The 21,002-nt window shown below is 45.7% G+C and carries 18 protein-coding genes; 12 read left to right on the top strand and 6 right to left on the bottom strand.

What is annotated here, in order from left to right; genetic code table 11:
- Positions 1 to 84 precede the first annotated feature (84 nt).
- Complete coding sequence (gene cimA / locus RLO19_RS23345) at positions 85 to 1,815, bottom strand: citramalate synthase (protein WP_446359800.1); 1,731 nt, start codon at positions 1,813 to 1,815, stop codon at positions 85 to 87.
- Between the two features lie 81 nt (positions 1,816 to 1,896).
- Here cimA and RLO19_RS23340 point away from each other — a divergent pair, with 81 nt between their 5' ends.
- From RLO19_RS23340 to RLO19_RS23325, 4 genes are all read left to right on the top strand, one after another.
- Entirely contained in the window at positions 1,897 to 2,238 is a 342-nt protein-coding gene (locus RLO19_RS23340) for a 2Fe-2S iron-sulfur cluster-binding protein (protein WP_446359799.1), read from the top strand.
- A 444-nt stretch (positions 2,239 to 2,682) separates the two neighbouring features.
- Positions 2,683 to 3,279 carry a hypothetical protein gene (locus RLO19_RS23335; protein ID WP_446359798.1) on the top strand — a complete coding sequence of 199 codons (597 nt, stop codon included), beginning with the start codon at positions 2,683 to 2,685 and terminating at the stop codon, positions 3,277 to 3,279.
- A 50-nt stretch (positions 3,280 to 3,329) separates the two neighbouring features.
- On the top strand, positions 3,330 to 4,514 hold the full coding sequence (locus RLO19_RS23330; protein ID WP_446359797.1) for a hypothetical protein: 1,185 nt from the start codon (positions 3,330 to 3,332) through the stop codon (positions 4,512 to 4,514).
- A gap of 42 nt (positions 4,515 to 4,556) precedes the next feature.
- Positions 4,557 to 5,351 (top strand): ABC transporter ATP-binding protein, encoded by a 795-nt coding sequence (locus RLO19_RS23325; protein ID WP_446359796.1) that lies wholly within the window; start codon positions 4,557 to 4,559, stop codon positions 5,349 to 5,351.
- A 172-nt stretch (positions 5,352 to 5,523) separates the two neighbouring features.
- On the opposite strand, the gene RLO19_RS23320 is transcribed toward RLO19_RS23325, so the two are convergent.
- On the bottom strand, positions 5,524 to 6,309 hold the full coding sequence (locus RLO19_RS23320) for a response regulator transcription factor (RefSeq protein ID WP_446359795.1): 786 nt from the start codon (positions 6,307 to 6,309) through the stop codon (positions 5,524 to 5,526).
- A 276-nt stretch (positions 6,310 to 6,585) separates the two neighbouring features.
- Between RLO19_RS23320 and RLO19_RS23315 the strand changes: the two genes are divergently transcribed.
- From RLO19_RS23315 to RLO19_RS23295, 5 genes are all read left to right on the top strand, one after another.
- Positions 6,586 to 6,996, top strand: coding sequence for a DUF2294 domain-containing protein (locus RLO19_RS23315; RefSeq protein WP_446359794.1), 411 nt, complete (start codon positions 6,586 to 6,588; stop codon positions 6,994 to 6,996).
- Positions 6,997 to 7,211: 215 nt separating this feature from the next.
- On the top strand, positions 7,212 to 8,057 hold the full coding sequence (locus tag RLO19_RS23310; RefSeq protein WP_446359793.1) for a transglutaminase-like domain-containing protein: 846 nt from the start codon (positions 7,212 to 7,214) through the stop codon (positions 8,055 to 8,057).
- Positions 8,058 to 8,529: 472 nt separating this feature from the next.
- The gene (locus RLO19_RS23305; RefSeq protein WP_446359792.1) at positions 8,530 to 8,955 is read left to right on the top strand and encodes a hypothetical protein; all 426 of its coding nucleotides are present in this window, start codon (positions 8,530 to 8,532) and stop codon (positions 8,953 to 8,955) included.
- 446 nt (positions 8,956 to 9,401) lie between these two features.
- Positions 9,402 to 9,593 carry a chlorophyll a/b-binding protein gene (locus RLO19_RS23300; RefSeq protein WP_446359791.1) on the top strand — a complete coding sequence of 64 codons (192 nt, stop codon included), beginning with the start codon at positions 9,402 to 9,404 and terminating at the stop codon, positions 9,591 to 9,593.
- 205 nt (positions 9,594 to 9,798) lie between these two features.
- Entirely contained in the window at positions 9,799 to 10,905 is a 1,107-nt protein-coding gene (locus tag RLO19_RS23295) for a mechanosensitive ion channel family protein (RefSeq protein WP_446359790.1), read from the top strand.
- Between the two features lie 47 nt (positions 10,906 to 10,952).
- Here RLO19_RS23295 and tgt read toward each other — a convergent pair whose 3' ends face one another.
- Both tgt and RLO19_RS23285 read right to left on the bottom strand, forming a co-directional pair.
- On the bottom strand, positions 10,953 to 12,098 hold the full coding sequence (gene tgt / locus RLO19_RS23290; protein WP_446359789.1) for a tRNA guanosine(34) transglycosylase Tgt: 1,146 nt from the start codon (positions 12,096 to 12,098) through the stop codon (positions 10,953 to 10,955).
- 299 nt (positions 12,099 to 12,397) lie between these two features.
- On the bottom strand, positions 12,398 to 12,850 hold the full coding sequence (locus RLO19_RS23285) for a hypothetical protein (protein ID WP_446359788.1): 453 nt from the start codon (positions 12,848 to 12,850) through the stop codon (positions 12,398 to 12,400).
- Between the two features lie 396 nt (positions 12,851 to 13,246).
- On the opposite strand from RLO19_RS23285, the gene cobS reads away from it, so the two are divergent.
- A complete protein-coding gene (cobS, locus tag RLO19_RS23280; RefSeq protein WP_446359787.1) occupies positions 13,247 to 14,038 on the top strand; it encodes an adenosylcobinamide-GDP ribazoletransferase in 792 nt (263 codons plus the stop codon).
- Positions 14,039 to 14,065: 27 nt separating this feature from the next.
- On the opposite strand, the gene RLO19_RS23275 is transcribed toward cobS, so the two are convergent.
- Positions 14,066 to 14,860 (bottom strand): DUF3153 domain-containing protein, encoded by a 795-nt coding sequence (locus tag RLO19_RS23275; protein ID WP_446359786.1) that lies wholly within the window; start codon positions 14,858 to 14,860, stop codon positions 14,066 to 14,068.
- A 319-nt stretch (positions 14,861 to 15,179) separates the two neighbouring features.
- Positions 15,180 to 16,013 (bottom strand): WecB/TagA/CpsF family glycosyltransferase, encoded by an 834-nt coding sequence (locus RLO19_RS23270; protein ID WP_446359785.1) that lies wholly within the window; start codon positions 16,011 to 16,013, stop codon positions 15,180 to 15,182.
- A 794-nt stretch (positions 16,014 to 16,807) separates the two neighbouring features.
- On the opposite strand from RLO19_RS23270, the gene RLO19_RS23265 reads away from it, so the two are divergent.
- Both RLO19_RS23265 and RLO19_RS23260 read left to right on the top strand, forming a co-directional pair.
- Entirely contained in the window at positions 16,808 to 19,639 is a 2,832-nt protein-coding gene (locus RLO19_RS23265; protein WP_446359784.1) for a DUF4114 domain-containing protein, read from the top strand.
- 111 nt (positions 19,640 to 19,750) lie between these two features.
- Complete coding sequence (locus RLO19_RS23260) at positions 19,751 to 20,998, top strand: glycosyltransferase family 4 protein (RefSeq protein ID WP_446359783.1); 1,248 nt, start codon at positions 19,751 to 19,753, stop codon at positions 20,996 to 20,998.
- Positions 20,999 to 21,002 lie beyond the last annotated feature (4 nt).

The raw sequence follows: 21,002 nt of genomic DNA, 5'->3' as shown, positions 1-21,002 counted from the left end.
GGCACGGCACTGCCGTGCCCCTACTATATGTGGCGTTTGTGCGTAAGTACTGTCTAAGTCAGTTGGCTTAGATTCTCCTATAGTTCACACGTTCTGTTCAACCGCTGTCTTCACAGCAGACTGTAACAACAGACCATATTCAATCCCTTCAACCACCGCCTGATAAGACGCTTCTAGGATATTGGCGGAAACACCCACTGTCGTCCAGCGCTGCTTGCCATTACTCGATTCCACCAGCACGCGAGTTTTCGCTGATGTGCCAGCCGCACCATCTAGAATCCGCACTTTATAGTCGGTCAGGTAAAACGTTCCTATCTCTGGATAGAATCGCACCAGCGCTTTCCGTAACGCCGCATCCAGCGCTGACACAGGTCCATTGCCTTCCGCCACTTCTAAAATATCCTCACCATTAACCGTGACCTTAATCGTCGCCATAGCATTACTGTAAGGTGTACCGATACCTTGGAGCATGTCACTGTGAACCTGAAACCCTTTCAGGTCAAAGTGCTGCTGCTTCTGTCCTAGGGCGTCTCGCATCAGTAAATCAAAACTGGCTTCGGCGGCTTCAAATTGATAGCCCTCATTTTCCAACTCTTTCAGGCGTCCCAAGATTTGGCGACAGGCGGCGTCTTGTTTGTGGAGTTCATGTCCAAAACTCTTGGCTTTTGCCAAAACGTTACTGAGTCCGGATTGCTCAGAAATTACAATCCGCCGCTGATTCCCCACCTGTTCGGGTGGAATATGTTCGTAGGTGAGTGGATTTCGTTCGACGGCGGAAACGTGAATCCCGCCTTTATGGGCAAACGCCGACCGACCCACAAATGCAGCATGGTCATCGGGAGCTAAGTTGACGACTTCACTAATTAAACGACTCACTTGAGTCAATGTGGCTAATTGTTCCTCTTGAATACAGTGATACCCTAGCTTGAGCTGTAAGTTAGGAATTAAGGAACACAAATTAGCATTACCACAGCGTTCGCCATAGCCGTTCATAGTTCCCTGAACCATACAGACGCCTTCCACCACACTCATCAAAGCATTAGCCACGGCGGTATCGGAGTCATTATGGGTATGAATGCCCAATCGAGGCGAGTTTTGATTGTTGAGTGTTGAGTGTGTAGGGGCGGGTTTATGTGCTTTCGCGCCGCCTGTTGGTGATAACGTTGGTTCAAAACCCGCCCTGCCTTGGTTTTCCGGGTTGAGTTCTAAACTTTCGATAACATCTCGGACAATGGAACCAATTTCATGAGGTAAAGTCCCGCCATTGGTGTCGCAAAAGACTAACCATTCAGCCCCCGCATCCATAGCAGCTTTCAGGGTTTTCAGGGCGTAATCTGGGTTATTTTTATACCCATCAAACCAATGTTCGGCATCATAAATCACTCGCCGCCCTTGACTGCGGAGATATTCTATGGTATCTCGGATCATTGCCAGGTTTTCGTCGAGGGTAGTACCCAACCCTTCAGTGACATGGAGATCCCAAGACTTACCAAAGATAGTGACCCAATGTGTCCCTGCTGCCAAAATAGCTTGTAGCATCGGATCATCAGCTGCCGCTTTATGAGGGCGTCGCGTTGAGCAAAAGGCGACAATTTCTGCTTGGATTAGGGGTTCTTCTTTGAGTCGCCAGAAAAATTGCACGTCTTTAGGATTCGCACCGGGCCAACCGCCTTCGATGAAGGGAATCCCTAGTTGGTCCAGTTGGCGGGCGATGCGGAGTTTATCTTCGATGGACAAGGAGAGTCCTTCACGCTGGGAACCGTCCCGCAGCGTTGTGTCGTAAATCCAGATGGGGGTGGGGGTTTGGGAAGTCATAAGTGAGGATGGTTGTGTAAATTGTAAAGAAATGTAAACTAGAAAGAGAAAGCTGTAGTAACTAAGATAGATAAATCATCAATGCCTAAAGTAACAGCTCAAGGAAAAACATTTACATGTGACCCAGGCAGTAATTTACGCAAAGTTTTACTGGCGAATGGTGTAGCGCTTTACAACGGCAATGCCAAAATTATCAACTGTATGGGAATTGGTAGCTGTGGTACTTGTGCCGTTGAGGTAGAAGGGGAGGTTTCAGAAGCCAACTGGAAGGATAAGGCAAGACGTTCTCTGCCTCCCCATTCTCCCACAGATAATCGTCGTCTAGCCTGTCAGACGAAGGTTTTAGGGGATGTACGGGTGACAAAATATGACGGCTTTTGGGGACAAGGGAAGGATGCTGTGTGGACACCGGAAGAGAGATAGGGGAGCTGGGGGAGCTGGGGAAGCTGGGGAAGCTGGGGAAGCTGGGGAAGAAAAAATTAACTTAGAACTTATCCGAGCAGTATTGGAAAAGATGGGATGTACTACATCGAGTTGAAAAACGCTTTAGACGCACTGTAGGGGCACCATCCTTGCGCCCCCACCCTTTTCCCTCATGCTTATGAGAAACGCAATAACTGATACTAAAGAGTAAAAATGAATTCCGAATCTGAAAATCATTCCCTCCAGGCACTTAATTCTCTATTAAATAAATATTCTGAGCCGGCAAAAGTTACACAAGTTTTAAATATTGGCTATAGAATTATTAATTTTGATGAGAATATAAAAGAAGTTTTACACGAAACAAATAGGAAAATTATTTATTAAAGGTAGAAATGCTGGTTAATTTAGCTTGTGCATTTTGGAAAGAAAGACAACTTTAAACTTATGTCATCAAATATGGAAATCTTATCAAAATCAGAACAAAACGTTCAGTCTAGCCCTTCTACATTTCGCCTTTCTCCCTTAATTCGGATCACTCTTTTGAGTCTATACGTGGCGCTCACTGTACCTCTACCCTTTTTAGCTCAAGTGTCTTCGGCACCTGTACCGCCAGCATTGTTGTGGGGAGGAATTGGTTTGGGGTCATTAGCGCTTTATGGGGCGTTGAGTGAACGAGTAATTGTGGATGATGAGAAAATTCAGGTGACTTATCCGAAATGGGTTCCTCGTTTTTTCCGTAAGGGTTGGGAGTTACCTTGGGCGGATGTTAAAGATTTAAAAATGCGGACGACGGGACAAGGCGGATTGGTTTACTATTTTGTGAGTCAGTCATCGGATCAGGCGTATTTATTACCCATGCGTGTGGTGGGATTTGCTCGGTTAGTTAAGTTAGTAGAAACTTATACAGGTATCGATACCACGGATATTCGTCCATTGGCACAACCTTGGATGTATCTAATTTTGTTAGGATTGACGCTATTGTTATTACTTGTCGATGGTTGGACAATTTGGACGGTTTTTAGTCAAGGTTTGCTCCCTTGAAAATTAGGGGAGGCTCTGCCTGGGAACGATGATGTATCGGGAAGCCTAGAATGAATTCAACTCAAGACTATATGCATAATTTCGCTATCAAAAAGCAAGAAATTATGGAATTAGTTAATGAATTAGTCAATAAAGAAACAAGTATTGATAAATTACCAAAGGTTCGCCAAGAAATTCTTGATGAAACTTCTAGTATTTTAGTCTTTATTCAGAGGCTTGAAAGACTGAGTATAAAAAAGAAGCAAGTTGACAAAGGACATGAACCAAGAGTTCTTGAACTTACCAGTATCATTGATGTTTTAATTCCAGCGATTAAATTTGTTGTGGATGGCAAAGCTAATATTTCTCTGGTAAAACGAACCCGCCTTAGACTGTTGCGCTCGTTACGGAGACACGAATCATTTTTTATCATACTCAGACGATCAATTTATAATACTTTTATCGATATTTACTATTTAGATTCAGTGCCAACCAAAGTGATCATCGGACTGTGTTTTCCCTTTTCGTTGGCGGGGATTATTGCGCTGGTTTCTTCTGTTTATTTTTTGAATTATGGAACTCAAAACTCAGAAATAGCCCAAGTTAGTCAATCCTTGGAGAAAATTAGCAATGAACGCCGGGAAATAGAACAAACGTTAGCAGGTATGGAGGCTCCACAAAGAGCGTTAAGCTCAGTTGCTGGGGAAAGCGGTCAAACGCTGGAAGAAAGAATCAGCACGATTGAATCAACCTTAGCATCGCTAGATGATGTCAAGGAGGAACTTCAATTAATGAAGGAACAAAATCAAGCGGATAAACAATTAACCATAACTTTGCCCTTTGGTTTGGAAAATATTTCTTTATCTCCAGAAGATTCTCAAGTTATTTTCCGAGTGTTTGTGGTTGGGGCATCTGGAGCGTTGGGGAGTGTGGTCAGTATTTTAATTAGACTTAAGGAATTTGATGTGGAGTTTCGAGAAATTCTCGATCCAATCATTCCATTTTTAATTGGGGCATTTAAGCCAGTAATTGGAGCATCATTTGGTGTTTTTATGTATGCCTTGATTAGTTCTGGACTTGTTCCCCTAGATACGAACCCAACCAATGCTACAGGTAGAAAAGAGGAATTATTTTATTTTGCGATCGCGTTTACGGTGGGATTTAGTGAAAGGTTAGCTAAAGATGTGATTGCCCAGGCAGAAACTACCGTAAAAGTGAGAAACGTCAGAGAAGTAGACGAATCAGGAGAACAATAGGTAACCATGAGACTGTACCTCTAGTTAAGCATGAACTCGCCCATGGTATATGATTATTCATTATCCCCGACGGTTGCTCAACTCCAACTGAAGCAAGTGAGTTTTGTCACATCAGCTAAAGGGGCGATTCCAGGAACCACTATTCTGGGTGATATTTCTTTTGAGGTAGCTAAAGGCGATCGCATAACCTTAATTGGTCCGTCTGGTGCAGGCAAAAGTTCACTGCTGCGGCTGTTGAACCGATTGAGTGAGCCAACCAGCGGTAAGATTTATCTGGATAATCAAGAGATTCAGACTATTCCTGTACTTCAGTTACGACGGCAAATTATGCTGGTTCCCCAAGAACCAAAACTATTGGGAATGACGGTACGGGAGGCGCTGGCTTATCCATTGGTGTTACAGCAGCTAGGAAAATCCGCGATCGCACAACGGATTCAAACCTATGGGGAACGGCTTCACATCCCAGAAAATTTGCTGGAACGCACCGAATTACAACTTTCAGTCGGACAGCGACAACTGGTTGCGATCGCGCGGGCTTTAATTTGTCAACCCCAAATTATCTTACTGGATGAACCCACATCCGCCCTCGATGCGGGGACCGCCTCTCATGTTCTGGGTGTCTTGGCTGACATGGCGGATCAGGATCAGATCACTGTTTTAATGGTCAATCATCAGTTAGACATGGCTAAACTCTTCTGTAATCGGATATTGTACTTACAGACAGGTCAGCTCATACAAGATACATCAGCGACTAATATGGACTGGAACCTGTTACGAGATTCCTTAGTAAAAGCCCAAGCGCAAGCGGCTCAAGAGTGGGGGGTGGAAGAGTTTTGACCCTTCACTTGACACATAGGGTATGGCGCGTGGGTGTAGGGGCGGGTTTAGGGATTTCGCGCAAGCTATTGATAATAACTTTTGTTCAAAACCCGCCCTGAGTCACTGCAACAGTTAACTCCCAGACGCTTCTTCCATCGCGTCTTTACATTGCTTCCCCTGCACCTGTGTACTATTGCCCCCAAGCTGTACTCGCGGCTACGGGTGCGGCATTGGATCGAGAAGTCGGATAATGATTCTCTGGTCCTCCTACAGTTGATTGGCTGCTCTCCAGCATCTCTGGATTAAACCGATAACCGACATTCCGTACCGTTTGAATTAAACTCGGTTGTCGGGGATCGGTTTCAATTTTTTTACGTAACGAGAGGACATGGGTATCAATAGTACGGGGATTGTCAATAGCATCGGGCCACGCCCGACGTAGTAATTCAGAACGACTCAATGGTAGTCCTTCAGCTTGGGTTAAGACGTAGAGCAAACTAAATTCCTGAGGTGTTAAATCAACAAACTCTCCTTGGTAACAAACCCGGCGCTGGACTAAATCAATTTTGAGATCACCATATTCCAGCGTCATTGGTACAGCCGTCATCCGGATGCGTCGAATCAGCGCCTCAACTCTTGCCAGAAATTCCTGCATCCCAAAGGGTTTAGTCAGGTAATCATCAGCACCGGCTTTTAACCCTTGGACAATATCGGCTTCGTGATTACGGGCAGACAGCATTAAAATTAAAGAACGTCGCTGCTGCTGAATCCAGCGGCAAAACTCTACTCCATCGCCATCGGGCAAGTCAGAGTCGAGAATGACGAGAGTGGGTTGGCGATTGTAGAATGTCTCTCTGGCTTGATAGAGGGTGGCGGATTGATAAACCCAATAGTCCGCCTGCTGCAAGTGCCAACCTAGCAGCGATCGCAAATGGGGATTTCCCTCGATAATCTGAATACAAACCGATGAGCCCACGGCATTTTGCTTCCTTTTTCGGCGTTGTTACTTAGGTTAACAAAGCTAATGTCAAGATTTTGTAACAACTGTTACTCTAGATAGTGATTCACCATTGGTCATATTTTGGCTACTAATGCATCTCATCAGATGCTCCCAGAGGACTTGGTGGACGTGAGCAGATGCAACCTGTGCGATCAAGAGTTTGAGTGTGACATTTTGTGATACGCTTAGTTTCCAAGCATCCATCTGAGCTAATTCATCGCTATTGTCCTCTACGTTACAGCCGTTACGTCTATGTCAAAAAAAGCACTTCCGACCCGTGGGCAGTTGGAACGCAACCTCTCCCAAGGAGTACAATCACTGTACCGTGAGCAACTTGGGCATCAACCGAGCCAAATAACTAGCAGTATTCAAGGCAATAGAGTTACGCTTATTCTCGAAGATGCCGTTACTCAGCCAGAGCAGTTACTCGCTAACCAGGGAGAGGAAGCCCTAACCCAGCAGGTGCGATCGGATTTGAATGCTGCGATCAAGCCTCTATTGAGAGAGCTAATCCAGGAAATTTTGGGAGTAGAGGTGATTGATTTGCTTAGCGATACCACCCTAGAAACCAAAAGGGTGGGAATCATCGCGGTGTTAGCCGAGCCTCCTCAATGTCGCTCTTCGGGTTCAGCCGCCAAACAGCCGACTCATAAAGCTTCTTAAGATTAAGAAGTAGGTGGGCACAGGTTAACGTTAAGCTCGTCATTAGCCATTGGTTATTTATAATTTGTTATTTTCAAGAAAATTCTATTTTTATCGCAATTATACTCGATATTGTCGATTAAAAAAATGTGACTTAAGGAAGATTAATATAAATGCCAAATAATGGCAAATTTACTTTACTAGAGAAAAACTCAAAACTCATTCTCCTTTAGATTATGAAATTCAAGCTGGGCTGTAAATTAAACTATAGTGTTGCGTCAAGCAGTACCCTTATTTTAAATATCAGTGTTGTTGAGAAAAAACATCAAAAAATCCTGCAAGAAAGCTTGCAAATAGAACCATCCATGAATTATGAGGAGTATGTTACTCCTGTGATGGAAAACCGATATCTACGAATCAATGCATCCCCAGGTGATTTGCAGATTTCCTATCAAGCAACTGTGGATTTATCTTATCAGGATGAAGATCCCAGTTCGATTGAGGAAATTCCTCCGGCTAAGTTACCATTAGAAAACTTACATTACCTCTACCCATCGCGTTACTGTGAGTCAGATCGGCTTATGCGTCTGGCACAGCATGAGTTTGGTGATTTGATTCCTGACTATTCCCGAGTTACGGCGATCTGTAACTGGATTTACGATAACGTCACCTATTTGTCAGGTAGCACCAATCAACATACCTCGGCTTATGATACCGCAACAGAACGAGCGGGGGTTTGTCGAGATTTTGCCCATTTGGGGATTGCTTTTTGTCGGGCGTTAAATATTCCGGCTCGATTTGTTACTGGATATGCCTACAATTTAGAACCTCCAGATTTCCATGCTTATTTTGAGGCGTATTTAGGCGATCGCTGGTATTTGTTTGACCCTACCAGACTCGCCCCCTGTAATGGGTTCATTCGGATTGGGATAGGGCGAGATGCTGCTGACGTAGCCTTTGCCACTATTTTTGGCAATGTTCAGATGGAGTATAAGGATGTTTTTGTAGAAGCGGTTCCGGATCAAGATGGGAAAACGCCTCATCTACCCGACTATACCGATCGCGCGATCGCATTAATATAGGGGTTGCTGCAGGGAGTCTGGTGGTGGGGGTAGGGAGTTCTGGAAGCAGGGGAAGCAGGGGAAGCAGGGGAAGCAGGGGAAGCAGGGGAAGCAGGGGGAGCAGGGGGAGCAGGGGGAGCAGGGGGAGCAGGGGGAGCAGGGGGAGCAGGGGGAGCAGGGGGAGCAGGGGAAGCAGGGGAAACCCTAGTACATTTTACCTGATAGCGGTGCAAGGGTATAAAAGGGTCAAATTTTCCTTTTTTCTGTCTTTAGTATGAAGGAAATTGTAGGGGTTTATTGCCACTATTGGAAAGTATGCTCAGAGTTGTGGAGAGTCTCCACAGACGCCAAGAGCATCCATAATGCAAGATCCAACACCATTTGATGGACTTGTCAGGGTAGGTTTAGTCAAAAAAAGAATAAGCTGATGTGCATTTAAATCGCCTATTCCCTGTTCCCTATTCCCTGTCCCCTGTTCCCTTTAAAGACTATTATGCCGCTATTAAACATGAAATTACAACTCAGCAAACTGCGTCAAATCCTCGCCTTGTGCTTAATTCCAATTTGCCTAGTTTTCGGTTTAGCGATCATTAACAATAATAGTGCCGCCTTAGCTACCTCTCTAACTCCAACCGCACAATTAACCCCAGCTCATCCCCAATCCGAGGAATCTGTAGATTTAGATAAAGGGGCTGAGCAAGCGAAAAAGGCGTCAGAAAAGGCATTTGATGGCTTAGAGACAACCAAAGAATTGATCGGCAAAACCGAGAAAAGAAAGCAGGCGATCGAATATGGACGGAAAAAGGCAAGCCGTAAATGGGAATCGATAGCTGATAAAGCCGAAAAAGCCAAAAAATCTGAAGCATCCTTGAACGACACAGAAAAATTAACACTTGATCGGATGACTGATGGTAAATAATCCAGTTTGAATTCAGATCTGGCACTATTCTCAACTGGAAACTGTAGGGGCGCAAAGCCTTTGTCAACTGAAGGCTGAAACCCTTCCTTAATAAAAGCTCCCCCTTTTTAAGGGGGATGCGAGCTTACTTTTGGTCGGGATCTGGAAAACCTCTCTCCAAACCTCTCTCCATCCCCCCTTGCCCCCATCCCCCCTTGCCCCCCTTTGAAAGGGGGGTATAAAGGGGGGTTAGAGAGAGAAGGCTTTGAATTTTCCCCCTTCCGTGCAACAAGAGCGAAGCATCCTCTGGTTTCCCCCGTGCAACAAGAGCGAAAGCATCACTAACATCGATAACGAAAGATAAACAATCCAGAAGTTTCTCACCTAAGAGGGATAACATTAGCCTCAATTAACGTTACATTTATTTACAAAGGCAATCATAGATAACTTAAACGGAGAATTAGAGTATGACAAACCAACCCACTACACCAGCACCTGAAACCCTCACCAGTCCCGAACAACGCAATGCTTGGAAATTTGGCTTCAGCCCCCAAGCCGAAATTTGGAATGGTCGTCTAGCCATGCTAGGCTTCATTATTGCCGTATTCGTTGAGTACTTTTCGGGTCAAGGAGTTCTGCACGCATTAGGAATCATGTAAGCGTCGTTGGTTCCTCAGTGTAGGGAGACGATATATCCATGGGTGTCAACTTAAGGTCAAAAAGAAAGTAATACCTTAACTTGAACCCTCCCTCACCCTCCCCGCCGTCTTGGGGAGGGAATTTTATTTCTGTCTTAAGGTTGATGCCTGATTGAGAAAAACCGTTAATCCTAATGAGGATCAGTATCATTCGCTTAAGGAGTTCATGACGCTAGATTTCTTACAGGTTACCTTTTTAGACAATCAAGTTGCCGACTATCTCATCGCCTTAATCATCTTGGTTGTGGGAATTTTTCTGATCAAAATTCTCCGCCAAGTGATTATAAGACAGCTCAAAAATTGGGCGGCAAAAACCACAACCCTACTGGATGATTCCCTAATCCGGATCGTTGAGCGAGCCGTGATTCCTCTGCTTTACGTTGGCACGTTTTACGTCGCAATTGCCAATCTCACCTTACATCCAATTCTGGATCAGGTGATTGATGCCTTGACGTTGATTATTGCCACGATTCTGGGAATTCGCCTCTTGGTTTCCCTGGTGGAATACGGTTTCCGGCTTTATTGGCTCACTCGCCGCCAAAGTGAAACAGTCGAGCAAGCGCTTGATGCGTTGATTCCGGCGGCTCGGATTGCTATTTGGGCGCTGGGAATTGTCTTTTTGTTAGATAATCTGGGTTTTGATATCTCCGCTGTTGTAGCTGGATTAGGCATTGGTGGTGTGGCAATTGCTTTAGCCTCTCAAGGCTTCCTCCAGGATTTATTCAGCTACTTTTCTATCCTCTTTGATCGTCCCTTTGAATTGGGAGATTTTATCATTGTTGATGACTTCCTCGGATCAGTCGAACATATTGGCATTAAAACAACCCGCCTGCGGAGTTTAAGTGGAGAACAACTCGTTTTTGCCAACACCGATTTAACTAATTCGCGGATTCGCAACTATAAACGGATGCCTAAACGACGGGTAGCGTTTAAATTTGGCGTGCTGTATGAAACCTCTCAAGCTAAGCTGCAAAGCATCCCCGGAATTGTCCAAAGTATTATTGAAAATTTGGAGAATACTACCTTTGACCGGGCGCATTTTAGCGATTATGGGGATTTTAGCTTAAATTTTGAGGTTGTCTATTACGTTTTAAGCAGTGATTACAACCTCTATATGGATATCCAACAGCAGCTTAATTTACAGCTTAAACAGGAATTTGAGGCGCGTCAGATTGAATTTGCTTACCCCACCCAAGTCACCTATTTTGGGAATCTCAACACGGGAGAAATTAGCGATTCCTTAAGTGCGTTGGTGGGTGATGGCAGACATTGAGCAAATCTTTGCTGTGAAAAAGGGAAGCCCACCCTATAATCTTTGACTTAGTGCTGGGAGGATGTCATATCAACCTCATCCCCTAGCCACCGGGCAAAATCTGTGGTAAAGGTATCGCGAAAAATCGCCTCTCGAATCTGTTGGGTAAAGCGAATCAACTCCGTCACATTATGCAGAGAGATTAACATAAAGCCCAAAGCTTCCCGCGATCGCACCAGATGACTCAGATAGGCGCGGCTAAAGTTCTGACAGCAATAACAGGGACAAGTCGAATCCAACGCCGTAAAATCCTCACGAAACCGAGCATTTTTCAAATTCCACCGTTCCCCCTGAACCAACGCCGCCCCATGACGCCCTAAGCGTGTGGGAATCACACAATCAAATAAATCCACACCGGCTGCGATCGCGCGTGCCATTTCTCGATACGTCCCCACCCCCATCAAATACCGTGGCTTATGGGCGGGTAAGTAAGGTGCAGTCGCTGCTACGATTTCATGGATAAATTCCACTGGTTCCCCCACACTCACCCCACCAATGGCATAGCCCGGTAAATCCAAAGACACCAAAGACTCAGCCGCTTGACGACGCAAATCCAGATAAACACCACCCTGAACAATACCAAACAGCGCTTGCTGATCCGCACGAGTGTGAGCATTGATACAGCGCTTAAGCCAGCGATCCGTTCGTTCCAGTGACGCCTCAATCTGCGAACGACTCGCCGGATAAGGGGGACATTCATCAAATGCCATAATAATATCCGCCCCTAGAGCATTTTGGATGGCAATTGACCGTTCTGGGGTGAGATTAATCAATCGTCCATCCCGAGGCGAACGAAAAACCACACCCTCTTCACTAATTTGGCGCAACTTACTTAAACTAAAAACCTGAAAGCCGCCCGAATCCGTCAAAATAGGGCGATGCCAACCCATGAAGTGATGCAATCCTCCCGCTTGCTGGATAATCCCTTCTCCGGGTTGCAGGTGCAAATGATAGGTATTAGCGAGAATAATTTGTGCTTGTGCCGCTTCTAACTGAGCAGGCGTTAGAGTTTTGACCGTTGCCAAAGTACCCACGGGCATAAACCGGGGCGTTTCTATCAGACCATGGGGACTGTGCAGTAAACCGGCGCGTGCCTTGGTTTGGCTGCACCATGCCTGACATTGGAAGGAAAATGAATTGTATGTTTGAGCCAACGCGGTTAAGGGTTCGTGATCGTGCTTTGATTATTGTGGCTCATCATCTGTTTTGTGTACTGTCAGGGTTTTTTAACAATGCCAGCGAATCAGTCGTCAAGGATAAAAGGCATACACCAATAACAGTGGAAATTCTTGTTCTGGTTTTCGCTTCCCTCAGATTCACTCAGCAATGACCGAGTACAGTAGGGCGGCAAATACCTAGCTATTAACAACAGAGGAAAAAGCAGAAACCCTGCCATAAACAACTGCAGCCTGGGAGCCTTGTTGTACTCGCTCTGTTCGGACAGCCAAACCGATTAGAAAGGACATTCGCCCTCATCATCAATTTGTACGTCCCACCGGGCATTGAGGACTTGGGTAACCATGGCTTCTAAGGCTTCGGCGTTGAGGGTTTCGACGGATTGCTCCTGTAACGGGTTGGATAGAGGAATCAGCCTCAGCCGACGGTTCTCCTGGATTAAATCAAAATAAGCCTGCTTTTCCGGCGTCTGATGCAGTTGCAAGTAATCAAAACTCTGGACATTGATGTAGATAGCTTGATTGGCAATTAGGGTAGAACGGCGGGAATCAGCAAAGACTTCCAGCACATATCCTTCCCCTTCACTTTGCACGTTACTATCAATTGTGTGACTATAGCGGACGCGACCCAAATCAGTGAGTAGGCGTCCCATGTCTTGTTTATTGATAATAATGCCCGTATCAATAATACAAGGGGCAGGAAGTCGGCGTGGAGGTTGATGATAACTCATGGGTAAAGCCTATGATGCATAAGGGGCTAATATTGCCTTGCCAGGAGGATTGGCATTGTGATTAGACCCGACTGCAAAACCCAATACTTCTTTTCTTAACGACTGCCCAGCTAAAGGTTCAGTCGGAAGCTGTAGTTATCAAGAATCAGAAATTCATCCACAGGCTCGTGCCGGTGGACTGTGTTCTGAAATACTTGAGTGTTACGGGTATTACAGTAGGGTTACTAGACCATACTATCCCAATATTCGCCAGCTATTCATCGGACAATATACGTAAATTTCTGTGTAGTAAACGATGAACCCAAATCCTGACCCGCTCAATAGCTTTCTAACGCCTGTATCCCTGTGCTTCCGGGCTTCCCTGCACCGGTGTCCCCCTGGATTAAATTATTCTCTATGAAGTGGTTTAACGTTCAATCAATGTGGCAGATGGGGCAAAAGTCCTGGCAGTCTTGGCTGGGTGCGATCACCTTTTATACCTGTATCCCCATTCCCATGAGTTGGGGGTTGGACTTTGAGCGCATTGCCCGTTGGGCACCTGGGGTGGGACTATTTATTGGTGTTATCTTAGCGGTGCTAGACGCCGTATTGCAACACTGGGGGATGCCTAACTTAACCCGGAGTGGGGTTATCGTGGTGAGTTGGGTAGCACTCACGGGAGGATTGCATCTTGATGGCGTCATGGATACGGCAGATGGCTTAGGGGTACAAGATCCTAAGCGACGGCTGGAGGTGATGGCAGATAGCGTTACTGGGGCGTTTGGGGCGATGGCCGCGATCGCGCTACTATTACTAAAAACGGCGGCGCTTAGCGATATTGAAACCTATCGCTGGTTGGCATTAATCAGTGTAGCTGGATGGGGGCGCTGGGGACAAGTAGTGGCGATTTCGATTTATCCTTACCTCAAACCCACCGGGAAAGGCGCATTTCATCAACAAGGGATTCAGGTGCCGATTGATAGTCTGTGGGGGGGATTTTTACTCCTGGGGGTGTGTGGATTGCCCCTAATCTGGAGCGGAGGTAGTCTTAAGCTAGGGGTAATTCTAGCTGGAGGAGGTTGTGCGATCGCGCTTTTGACCGGATTCTGGTTTTACCGCCAGTTGGGAGGACATACCGGGGATACCTATGGGGCGGTGGTGGAATGGACAGAATCCCTATTGCTCTGTTTACTGACAATAGTTCTATGAGCCTTGGGTATCTGAGGCACTGGTATCTCAAGCCGTTGCCGTCCCCGGAAATGACCTATATTTAATCAAAAAACCAGCCAATACCAACAGCACAATCGCAATTGTGCCGATTCCCAGAGGGCTAGGAACCCAATACACCACAGCTAGGCGGTTAAGTTGACCGGGAATCAGAGTCCACACAAGCTGACGCCCATTCTCATAAATCTTAGGCGTGATCGTATTATCACCTAGCTCAATAATGTTTGCCCCCCAAGGAGTCTGCAAACTAAACTGCAAATCCAATAGCGAACCGGGACTAACAATAATACTACCATTTGCCGAAAGCACCGCTAGCGATCGCAAGTCCAGTTCATAGTTCAACTGATTCCGTTGCACCACAAAAAAGCTACGTTGCTTTATACTTAACGTCGAGTCCAGACTGGGTAAATCAACGCTTCCCCTATCCTTCGCACTCCCATGAGTTGGGTTCACTGGGTTAAAAAACTGATTAAACTTGGTGGTCAATTCCTCTCCATTACTAAATGGAATTGTCACCACAAGCGAATGCTGAGAACGGCGCGTCGTTTTTCCTTGGAGTTCCTTGGCACGTCGATCAATACTTTTAAGCCATTCAGTCGCTTGAGCATTACTAAAACTTCTCAGTTGTTCCCCCAGGCGGATTTGCTGCACAATCGCGCCGTGGTTTTCATCCCTGACGTTCACTAAAACATCATACTTGACACAGCCAGACAGGAGTAATGAGACCAACAGGACAACCCCAATCACCCGTAGGCGACTGAGAAGACGAACGGCGGACAATCCATTTATCAATGCTGGTTTCACCAACTTTACTCCTTTATCTGTGACCGTCTTTTCCCTATATTACTTATTACTTATTACTTATTGCTTTTTCTGCCGCTCAAGTATGTGGGAGCCGCAAACCTTACGCCCCTACATTTTTGATCTAGCGTTGAATCACTCAATTATTCATAATCTCCCACTTTATGGAGTCGCTTTACTCTACTATCTGATCAGGCGTTGACGCACGCATTATTACAATAAATTCTCAAACTCTCTGCCCTTGTCCTAACTAGAACTTAGTATGTTCTCAAGCTGCAGGCTCTCCGGTACTACCAATCTGATCCTCTTTCTTTTCATATACTCATATAATATGAGAAGTTTGGTAGTCAATTCGATTATGCTTTTTTTGTCGGGGCAAGACTTTGAAGAACTGCAAAGTTACCAGCACCAGATAAAGTGGATTAATCAATAAATAGCGCTTCCAGAGACGAACGGGTTCTTGCAGGAATCGATAGAGCCATTCTAAGCCGAACTGTTGCATTAAGATTGGGGCTTCGTCAACTTGACCGGCATGCATATCAAAAGCAGCACCGACACAGAGTACTGGGCAATCCAAGCGATGGCGATGGATAAACGCCCACTCTTCCTGCTTTGGACACCCTAAGCCGACAAAAACCACACCCGCTCCCGATTGGCGAATGGTTTGGACGTACTCAGCATCTTCCTCTGGAGTTAAAGCTCGAAAGGGTGGAGAGATTGCTCCAGCGATTTTCAAGTTGGGGAATTTTTGAGTCAGCTTGACTTGTAATTGTTCTAACGTCGGATCGGTGGAGCCATAGAGAAAAATACTCACGCCTTCAGCCGCCGCTCGTTCGCACACCCTTAACATAAGTTCAGGTCCCCGGACGCGATCGCGCAGATATTTTTCTCCGGATTTGCGAAACAGATTCATTGCCCAGCGTACAGGCTGACCATCGGGGGTAACTATGGAAAAATGATTGAGACGATAGCCATGACCTTGAGGGTCAAGATAACCGCGCATCATGCTATGCACATCTGTCGCCGCTACTGTACAGGATAGATGCCATTTAGCGTTTTGAATAATCAGGTCGGTACATTCATCATAGCTTGTCCGATGAACGCCAATCCCGATGATACTGGTTTGACTGGGGGATGGTAACGTTTGAGTATTCATTCCTCTTTCCTCTTCTATTTCCTCATATCTACCCACGGGGGGATGCGCCTTTTTATCGCCCAAATTCCCAAAACCTTTTTTCTTTAGACCTAGAGTGAGCAAGACCCACGGTAAACGGCTTTTGAGTTTATCCTTATGGTCTGGCTAAGTCTTTTGAGTTCGGTGTTCACCTATTTTGGGTTGGAAAATAAAATCCTTTATGGGAAGCAATTTACTTATAAATGCTCAGTTATGTCAATAGTTGTACATAGATTGAAATGTAAATCCAATAATTGCGAGTATTTACGTAAAGACTCTTTACAAAGTTTTGTAAAGTCTCAACTATTCCATCTGTAATCCGGCTAATCCAAGTTAACTTGCCCCTTTGGGGTGAGGGCGAGGCAGATGGCAGATGTCAGAAGGGTTGGTCAAATTACTGTGAAGTTTTCATGAAGATACGACAGGCTGTTTATGAAGAGTCTGTGAAGAGTCTATTTTTGGGTAGACAGTAGTTGGTTAAATTCAGTAGTTTTACTACAGATAGAGAAAATATACTTACAGGGTTCAGTGTAGCGATTAAATTTTTAACAAGTCCCTCGACTTGAAACATGATCTAAGCCAACTCGGTGACACTGTTTAGTTCGCATCATTGTTAATGGATTATGAGCTGTAATCCAAGTTTATCCAAGTTTAATGATGTATTAACACGGTGACGCCCTGTATAGAATCCCCTGACCTAGATAAACGTTGAGTTTCGCGTTCTTGGCGAGGGATAGATTCAATCTGGCAAAAAACGGGTGCATGCTATAGAAATTATGACTACCATTACGGTAACAAGCGCTGCTGACAGTGGAGCGGGTTCTCTGAGAGCTGCGATCGCGCAAGCCCAACCCGGGGATAGGATTAAATTTGCTTCGAGTCTAGCCAATAAGACCATTACCCTCACCAGTGGTCAGCTAGTCGTTGATAAAGACTTGACAATTGATGGGTCTCAAACACCGGGTTTAACGATTAGTGGGAATAATGCCCACCGGATCTTTGATATTAAGCGAGATGCGGGCTATAACTCCACCGAATTTACCCTACGAAATTTGATTCTGGTTAATGGCAAAACGAATCAAATTGGTGAAGATGGGGCAGGTGCAGCAATTTGCACAGATAGTTACACCACACTCATCGTAGAAAATAGTGAATTCAAGAATAATCATGCCAATGGTGTGGGCGGTGGTGCAATTTATGGGGGTTGGCGCAGTACCAATACGATCATCAGTAGTAAATTTGAGGGGAATAGTTCATCAGGGAATAAGGAATCTGGTAAAAGTGACCGTGGCGCTGGTGCGATCGCGGTAGCTAGTGAAAGCACCACGATTGTCAGGGATAGTGAGTTTATCAAGAACACCGGAATTAATGGTGGAGCGATCAATATCGTTTTAGGGGGTCTTTTGGTTGAAAACTCAACCTTTATCAACAATGACTCGACCGCCGGTGGTTCAGTACAACTCGGTTACGGTGGTGCAATTTATACCGATGGGGCTTCGCCGACCAATGATAACAGCACTCAAGGCACGATCGAGATTCGCAACAGTCGATTTGAGGGCAATAAAGGAGCCGGACAAGGAGGAGGGCTATTTCTCTATGTTTATAAGGGTGACACAGTAAGGATAGAGGATAGTACGATCATCAATAATCAGGTGATTGATGATGCCAAGGGCGATTCCATCGGTGGTGGACTTCGCCATGGCGTGGGTGAGTTAATCGTCAGGAATACTACATTTGCTAATAATCGAGCATTTGATCAAGGTGGGGGAGCATGGATCGGTGAGAATGCGCCCGTTACTATTGACAACAGCCTATTTTACGGTAACCGAGCTGAATCGGTCGATGGCAAGGAAGGTTTAGGTGGTGCCCTTGTGCTACCGAGTGCATCCAACCCCAAAACAATCAGCAACACCACAATTGCCAATAATTATGCTGGGTTTATGGCAGGAGGATTATTTGGCGGTGGAGAAAATACCACTGTCAAAAACACCCTGTTTGTTGATAACGTTGCCTACAATGGCGGCAATGGTTGGAATATCAACCACCATACAGGCACAGTCCTCAAAGACGGTGGGGGAAACTTCCAATCGTTAGAACCCAACCCTGATGACAAAAAGGTGACACAGGGGGCTACTCTGATTGACCCTCAACTGGGAGAGTTTACAGATAATGGGGGTGCCGTACAAGATCCCCCCAGAGTAGGTAATCCATTGGTGAGAGCAGGAGCAGTAATTAGCCGTTCTAGAAATACGGTTCCAACAGCAGCGAGTGACTTGAGCCTGACTGGGGTTTCTGCTACAGAAATTGAATTGACCTGGGCGGATAATAGTAATGATGAAACAGGATTTAAGATTGAGCGATCGCGCGACCAAGAGAATTGGACAGTAGTAGCTACCACAGCGGCTGATGTTACCCGTTACCGGGATACCGACTTAACGGCGAACACACAATATTACTATCGCCTGAGGGCAATTAACGAAATTGGTGATTCCTCTGCTATCTCCACCCAAGGAACCACGGATAGCATAACCAACCCTGTACCTAAACCTGTACCCGAACCTGTACCTAAACCTGTACCCGAACCTGTACCTGAACCTGTACCTATCCAAGAACCAGCGCTGAGTCGCACATCCGAGAATGTTTTCCTCGTCGCCGCAGACTCGGATGCGGTTCAACTTCAGTTTGATTTAACCGGACGCGACACCAATTGGGTTAATGAAATTGGCATTTTTTTGGTGGATAATGAGTCGGGTTATATTAACGGTATCGCTCCTGGGGAAGCTGGGTATCTGCAAGCAGCACTCAGCCAATCCCAAGTTATTTTCTCAGTGCTTCCCGGTCATCAGTTTCCTGATTTAAGCTTGACTCGTCAATTTGGGGTAGATGGGGGTCAAGAATTTGGGTTTTACCTAGTCAGAAATAGTACCACGGATACAGTAAAATCTAAGTTGGCGACTGGAGGTAGTCCTGACAACGTGTTTTTGGGCTTGACCTCTGCCAATGGGGATCAGTTCAACCGTATTCAAGTATCCGAACTGGGTAATAATCGGTATAACCTGGCGTGGGAAGATGGGGAAGATTGGGACTTTAAAGACTTAGTTTTCAATGTTCAACTCACAAAGACTGAGCCAAGATTTGGCACTCAGTTACAAGGAGGGCAAGAAGGGGAAATTATTGACTTACGGGATCAGGTAACAGGTATGATTCCGGCTCAGTTTGGCGTGAATAGTGAAGCGGACTATGATAATAGCTTTGGATTTTATATCATTGATGACCCGAATGGTCGCATTGGGAATTTGCGCCCCGGTGATCCCGGTTATGCCGAGGCGGCTGTTCGCCAACGATTAGACACAAATGCTGGACTCCCGGCTGGGACTTTACTTGCTCCCTTTATCATCGCTGATGGTACAGCAGAGGAGTTTTTGGCAGAGAATCCCCTTAATCAGAGTGATCAAGACGTGATGGCTTATTTTGCCTTTATCGGGGCTAACCCGGATGGGGTAGACCACGTTCGCCTGTTAGGGGATAATACCATTGGGTTTGAAGATGAATGGAATGGAGGCGATCTCGACTATAATGATTTGGTGATTCAGGTGAATTTTGTTTAAAAATTAGAGAGACTGTAGGAGAAAGATTTGCCATTAAATCTCTCCAATAATTAATATTCTGTAAATTACATTTGGAAGTCTCTTAAGTCTTTACGAAGAGGTACTCCGCTGATGAAAATCCTTGTATCTGCCTATACCTGTGAACCGGGTTGTGGTTCTGAGGAGGGAGTCGGTTGGAATATGGCACTGGCAGTTGCCAAGTATCACGAAACTTGGGTGTTAACCAGAACGATTTTTCGCGTTCCGATTGAGGCAGAACTGGTTCGCCATCCTGTCCCCAATCTGCACTTTATCTATTTTGATCCCCTGAATTGGACAGAAGATTGGAGAAACAAGCAAGGCGCTGTGCAACTGCACTACTACCTGTGGCAGATTCAAGCCTATTTCATAGCGCGTCCGTTGCATGAGAAGATTTGTTTTGACTTAGTACATCATGTTACTTATGTCAAGTTTTGGTCGCCCAGTTTTCTGTCATTATTAGCCGTTCCCTTTATTTGGGGACCTGTTGGTGGTGGGGAACAGGCACCCAAACCATTTTGGGCGGATTTTAGTCTACGGGGAAAGGTCTACGAAACATTGCGAGACTTGGCTCAACGGTTGGGTGAAAGAGATCCGTTTACCAAGATTACGGCTCGGCAGAGTATAGTAGCACTGGCAACAACGGCGGAAACTGCCCAACGTTTGTCAAAGCTGGGAGCAAACAATGTGCAGGTATTATCTCAAATAGGCTTATCTAAACCCGAGCTAGCTCGTCTAGAACAATGTCCCATGCCTGAGGCTTCCGTAGTAAGATTTATCAGTATGGGCAGGTTGTTGCACTGGAAAGGTTATCACCTAGGGGTGCGTGCCTTTGCTAAAGCTAATTTGACGGATGCTGAGTATTGGTTGTTAGGGGATGGAGCTGAACGAGAACGGCTGCAACTGTTAGCTGAAGAGTTAGGAGTTGCCTCCCAAATCCAGTTTTTTGGAAGTCTGCCTCGTGAACAATCTCTGGAGCGGTTAGGGGAATGCCACATTCTCGTTCATCCTAGTCTGCACGATTCCGGGGGATTGACTTGTTTGGAGGGAATGGCAGCAGGGCGTCCCGTTATTTGTTTAGATTTAGGTGGACCAGCTACCCAGGTTACGGCGGAAACGGGGATTAAAGTGCCAGCATTGAATCCGGAGCAGGCGGTGCAGGGGTTGGCAGAGGCGATGACTCATTTGGCAAATGACTCAGAGTTAAGAATTCGCCTAGGACAAGCAGGTCAAAAGCAGGTCAAGGAGATATATGATTGGGATGTTAAGGGAGAAGTTTGGGATCAGATTTATCGGAAGTTGCCAGTAAAGAAAGGGCAAAAACCGACAAATATTATATGAATGC

This window comes from Coleofasciculus sp. G2-EDA-02 (assembly GCF_040226375.1).
Classification (GTDB): domain Bacteria; phylum Cyanobacteriota; class Cyanobacteriia; order Cyanobacteriales; family Coleofasciculaceae; genus Coleofasciculus.
The sequence above is the reverse complement of the archived record's forward strand: the minus strand, read 5'-3'. Positions and strand labels throughout refer to the sequence as shown.

What these genes read in the sequence shown, in the direction of transcription:
- cimA (WP_446359800.1), bottom strand. Translation starts at nt 1,815, where the DNA reads ATGACTTCCCAAACCCCCACCCCCATCTGGATTTACGACACAACGCTG.
- RLO19_RS23340 (WP_446359799.1), top strand. Translation starts at nt 1,897, where the DNA reads ATGCCTAAAGTAACAGCTCAAGGAAAAACATTTACATGTGACCCAGGC.
- RLO19_RS23335 (WP_446359798.1), top strand. Translation starts at nt 2,683, where the DNA reads ATGTCATCAAATATGGAAATCTTATCAAAATCAGAACAAAACGTTCAG.
- RLO19_RS23330 (WP_446359797.1), top strand. Translation starts at nt 3,330, where the DNA reads ATGAATTCAACTCAAGACTATATGCATAATTTCGCTATCAAAAAGCAA.
- RLO19_RS23325 (WP_446359796.1), top strand. Translation starts at nt 4,557, where the DNA reads ATGGTATATGATTATTCATTATCCCCGACGGTTGCTCAACTCCAACTG.
- RLO19_RS23315 (WP_446359794.1), top strand. Translation starts at nt 6,586, where the DNA reads ATGTCAAAAAAAGCACTTCCGACCCGTGGGCAGTTGGAACGCAACCTC.
- RLO19_RS23310 (WP_446359793.1), top strand. Translation starts at nt 7,212, where the DNA reads ATGAAATTCAAGCTGGGCTGTAAATTAAACTATAGTGTTGCGTCAAGC.
- RLO19_RS23305 (WP_446359792.1), top strand. Translation starts at nt 8,530, where the DNA reads ATGCCGCTATTAAACATGAAATTACAACTCAGCAAACTGCGTCAAATC.
- RLO19_RS23300 (WP_446359791.1), top strand. Translation starts at nt 9,402, where the DNA reads ATGACAAACCAACCCACTACACCAGCACCTGAAACCCTCACCAGTCCC.
- RLO19_RS23295 (WP_446359790.1), top strand. Translation starts at nt 9,799, where the DNA reads ATGACGCTAGATTTCTTACAGGTTACCTTTTTAGACAATCAAGTTGCC.
- RLO19_RS23285 (WP_446359788.1), bottom strand. Translation starts at nt 12,850, where the DNA reads ATGAGTTATCATCAACCTCCACGCCGACTTCCTGCCCCTTGTATTATT.
- cobS (WP_446359787.1), top strand. Translation starts at nt 13,247, where the DNA reads ATGAAGTGGTTTAACGTTCAATCAATGTGGCAGATGGGGCAAAAGTCC.
- RLO19_RS23270 (WP_446359785.1), bottom strand. Translation starts at nt 16,013, where the DNA reads ATGAATACTCAAACGTTACCATCCCCCAGTCAAACCAGTATCATCGGG.
- RLO19_RS23265 (WP_446359784.1), top strand. Translation starts at nt 16,808, where the DNA reads ATGACTACCATTACGGTAACAAGCGCTGCTGACAGTGGAGCGGGTTCT.
- RLO19_RS23260 (WP_446359783.1), top strand. Translation starts at nt 19,751, where the DNA reads ATGAAAATCCTTGTATCTGCCTATACCTGTGAACCGGGTTGTGGTTCT.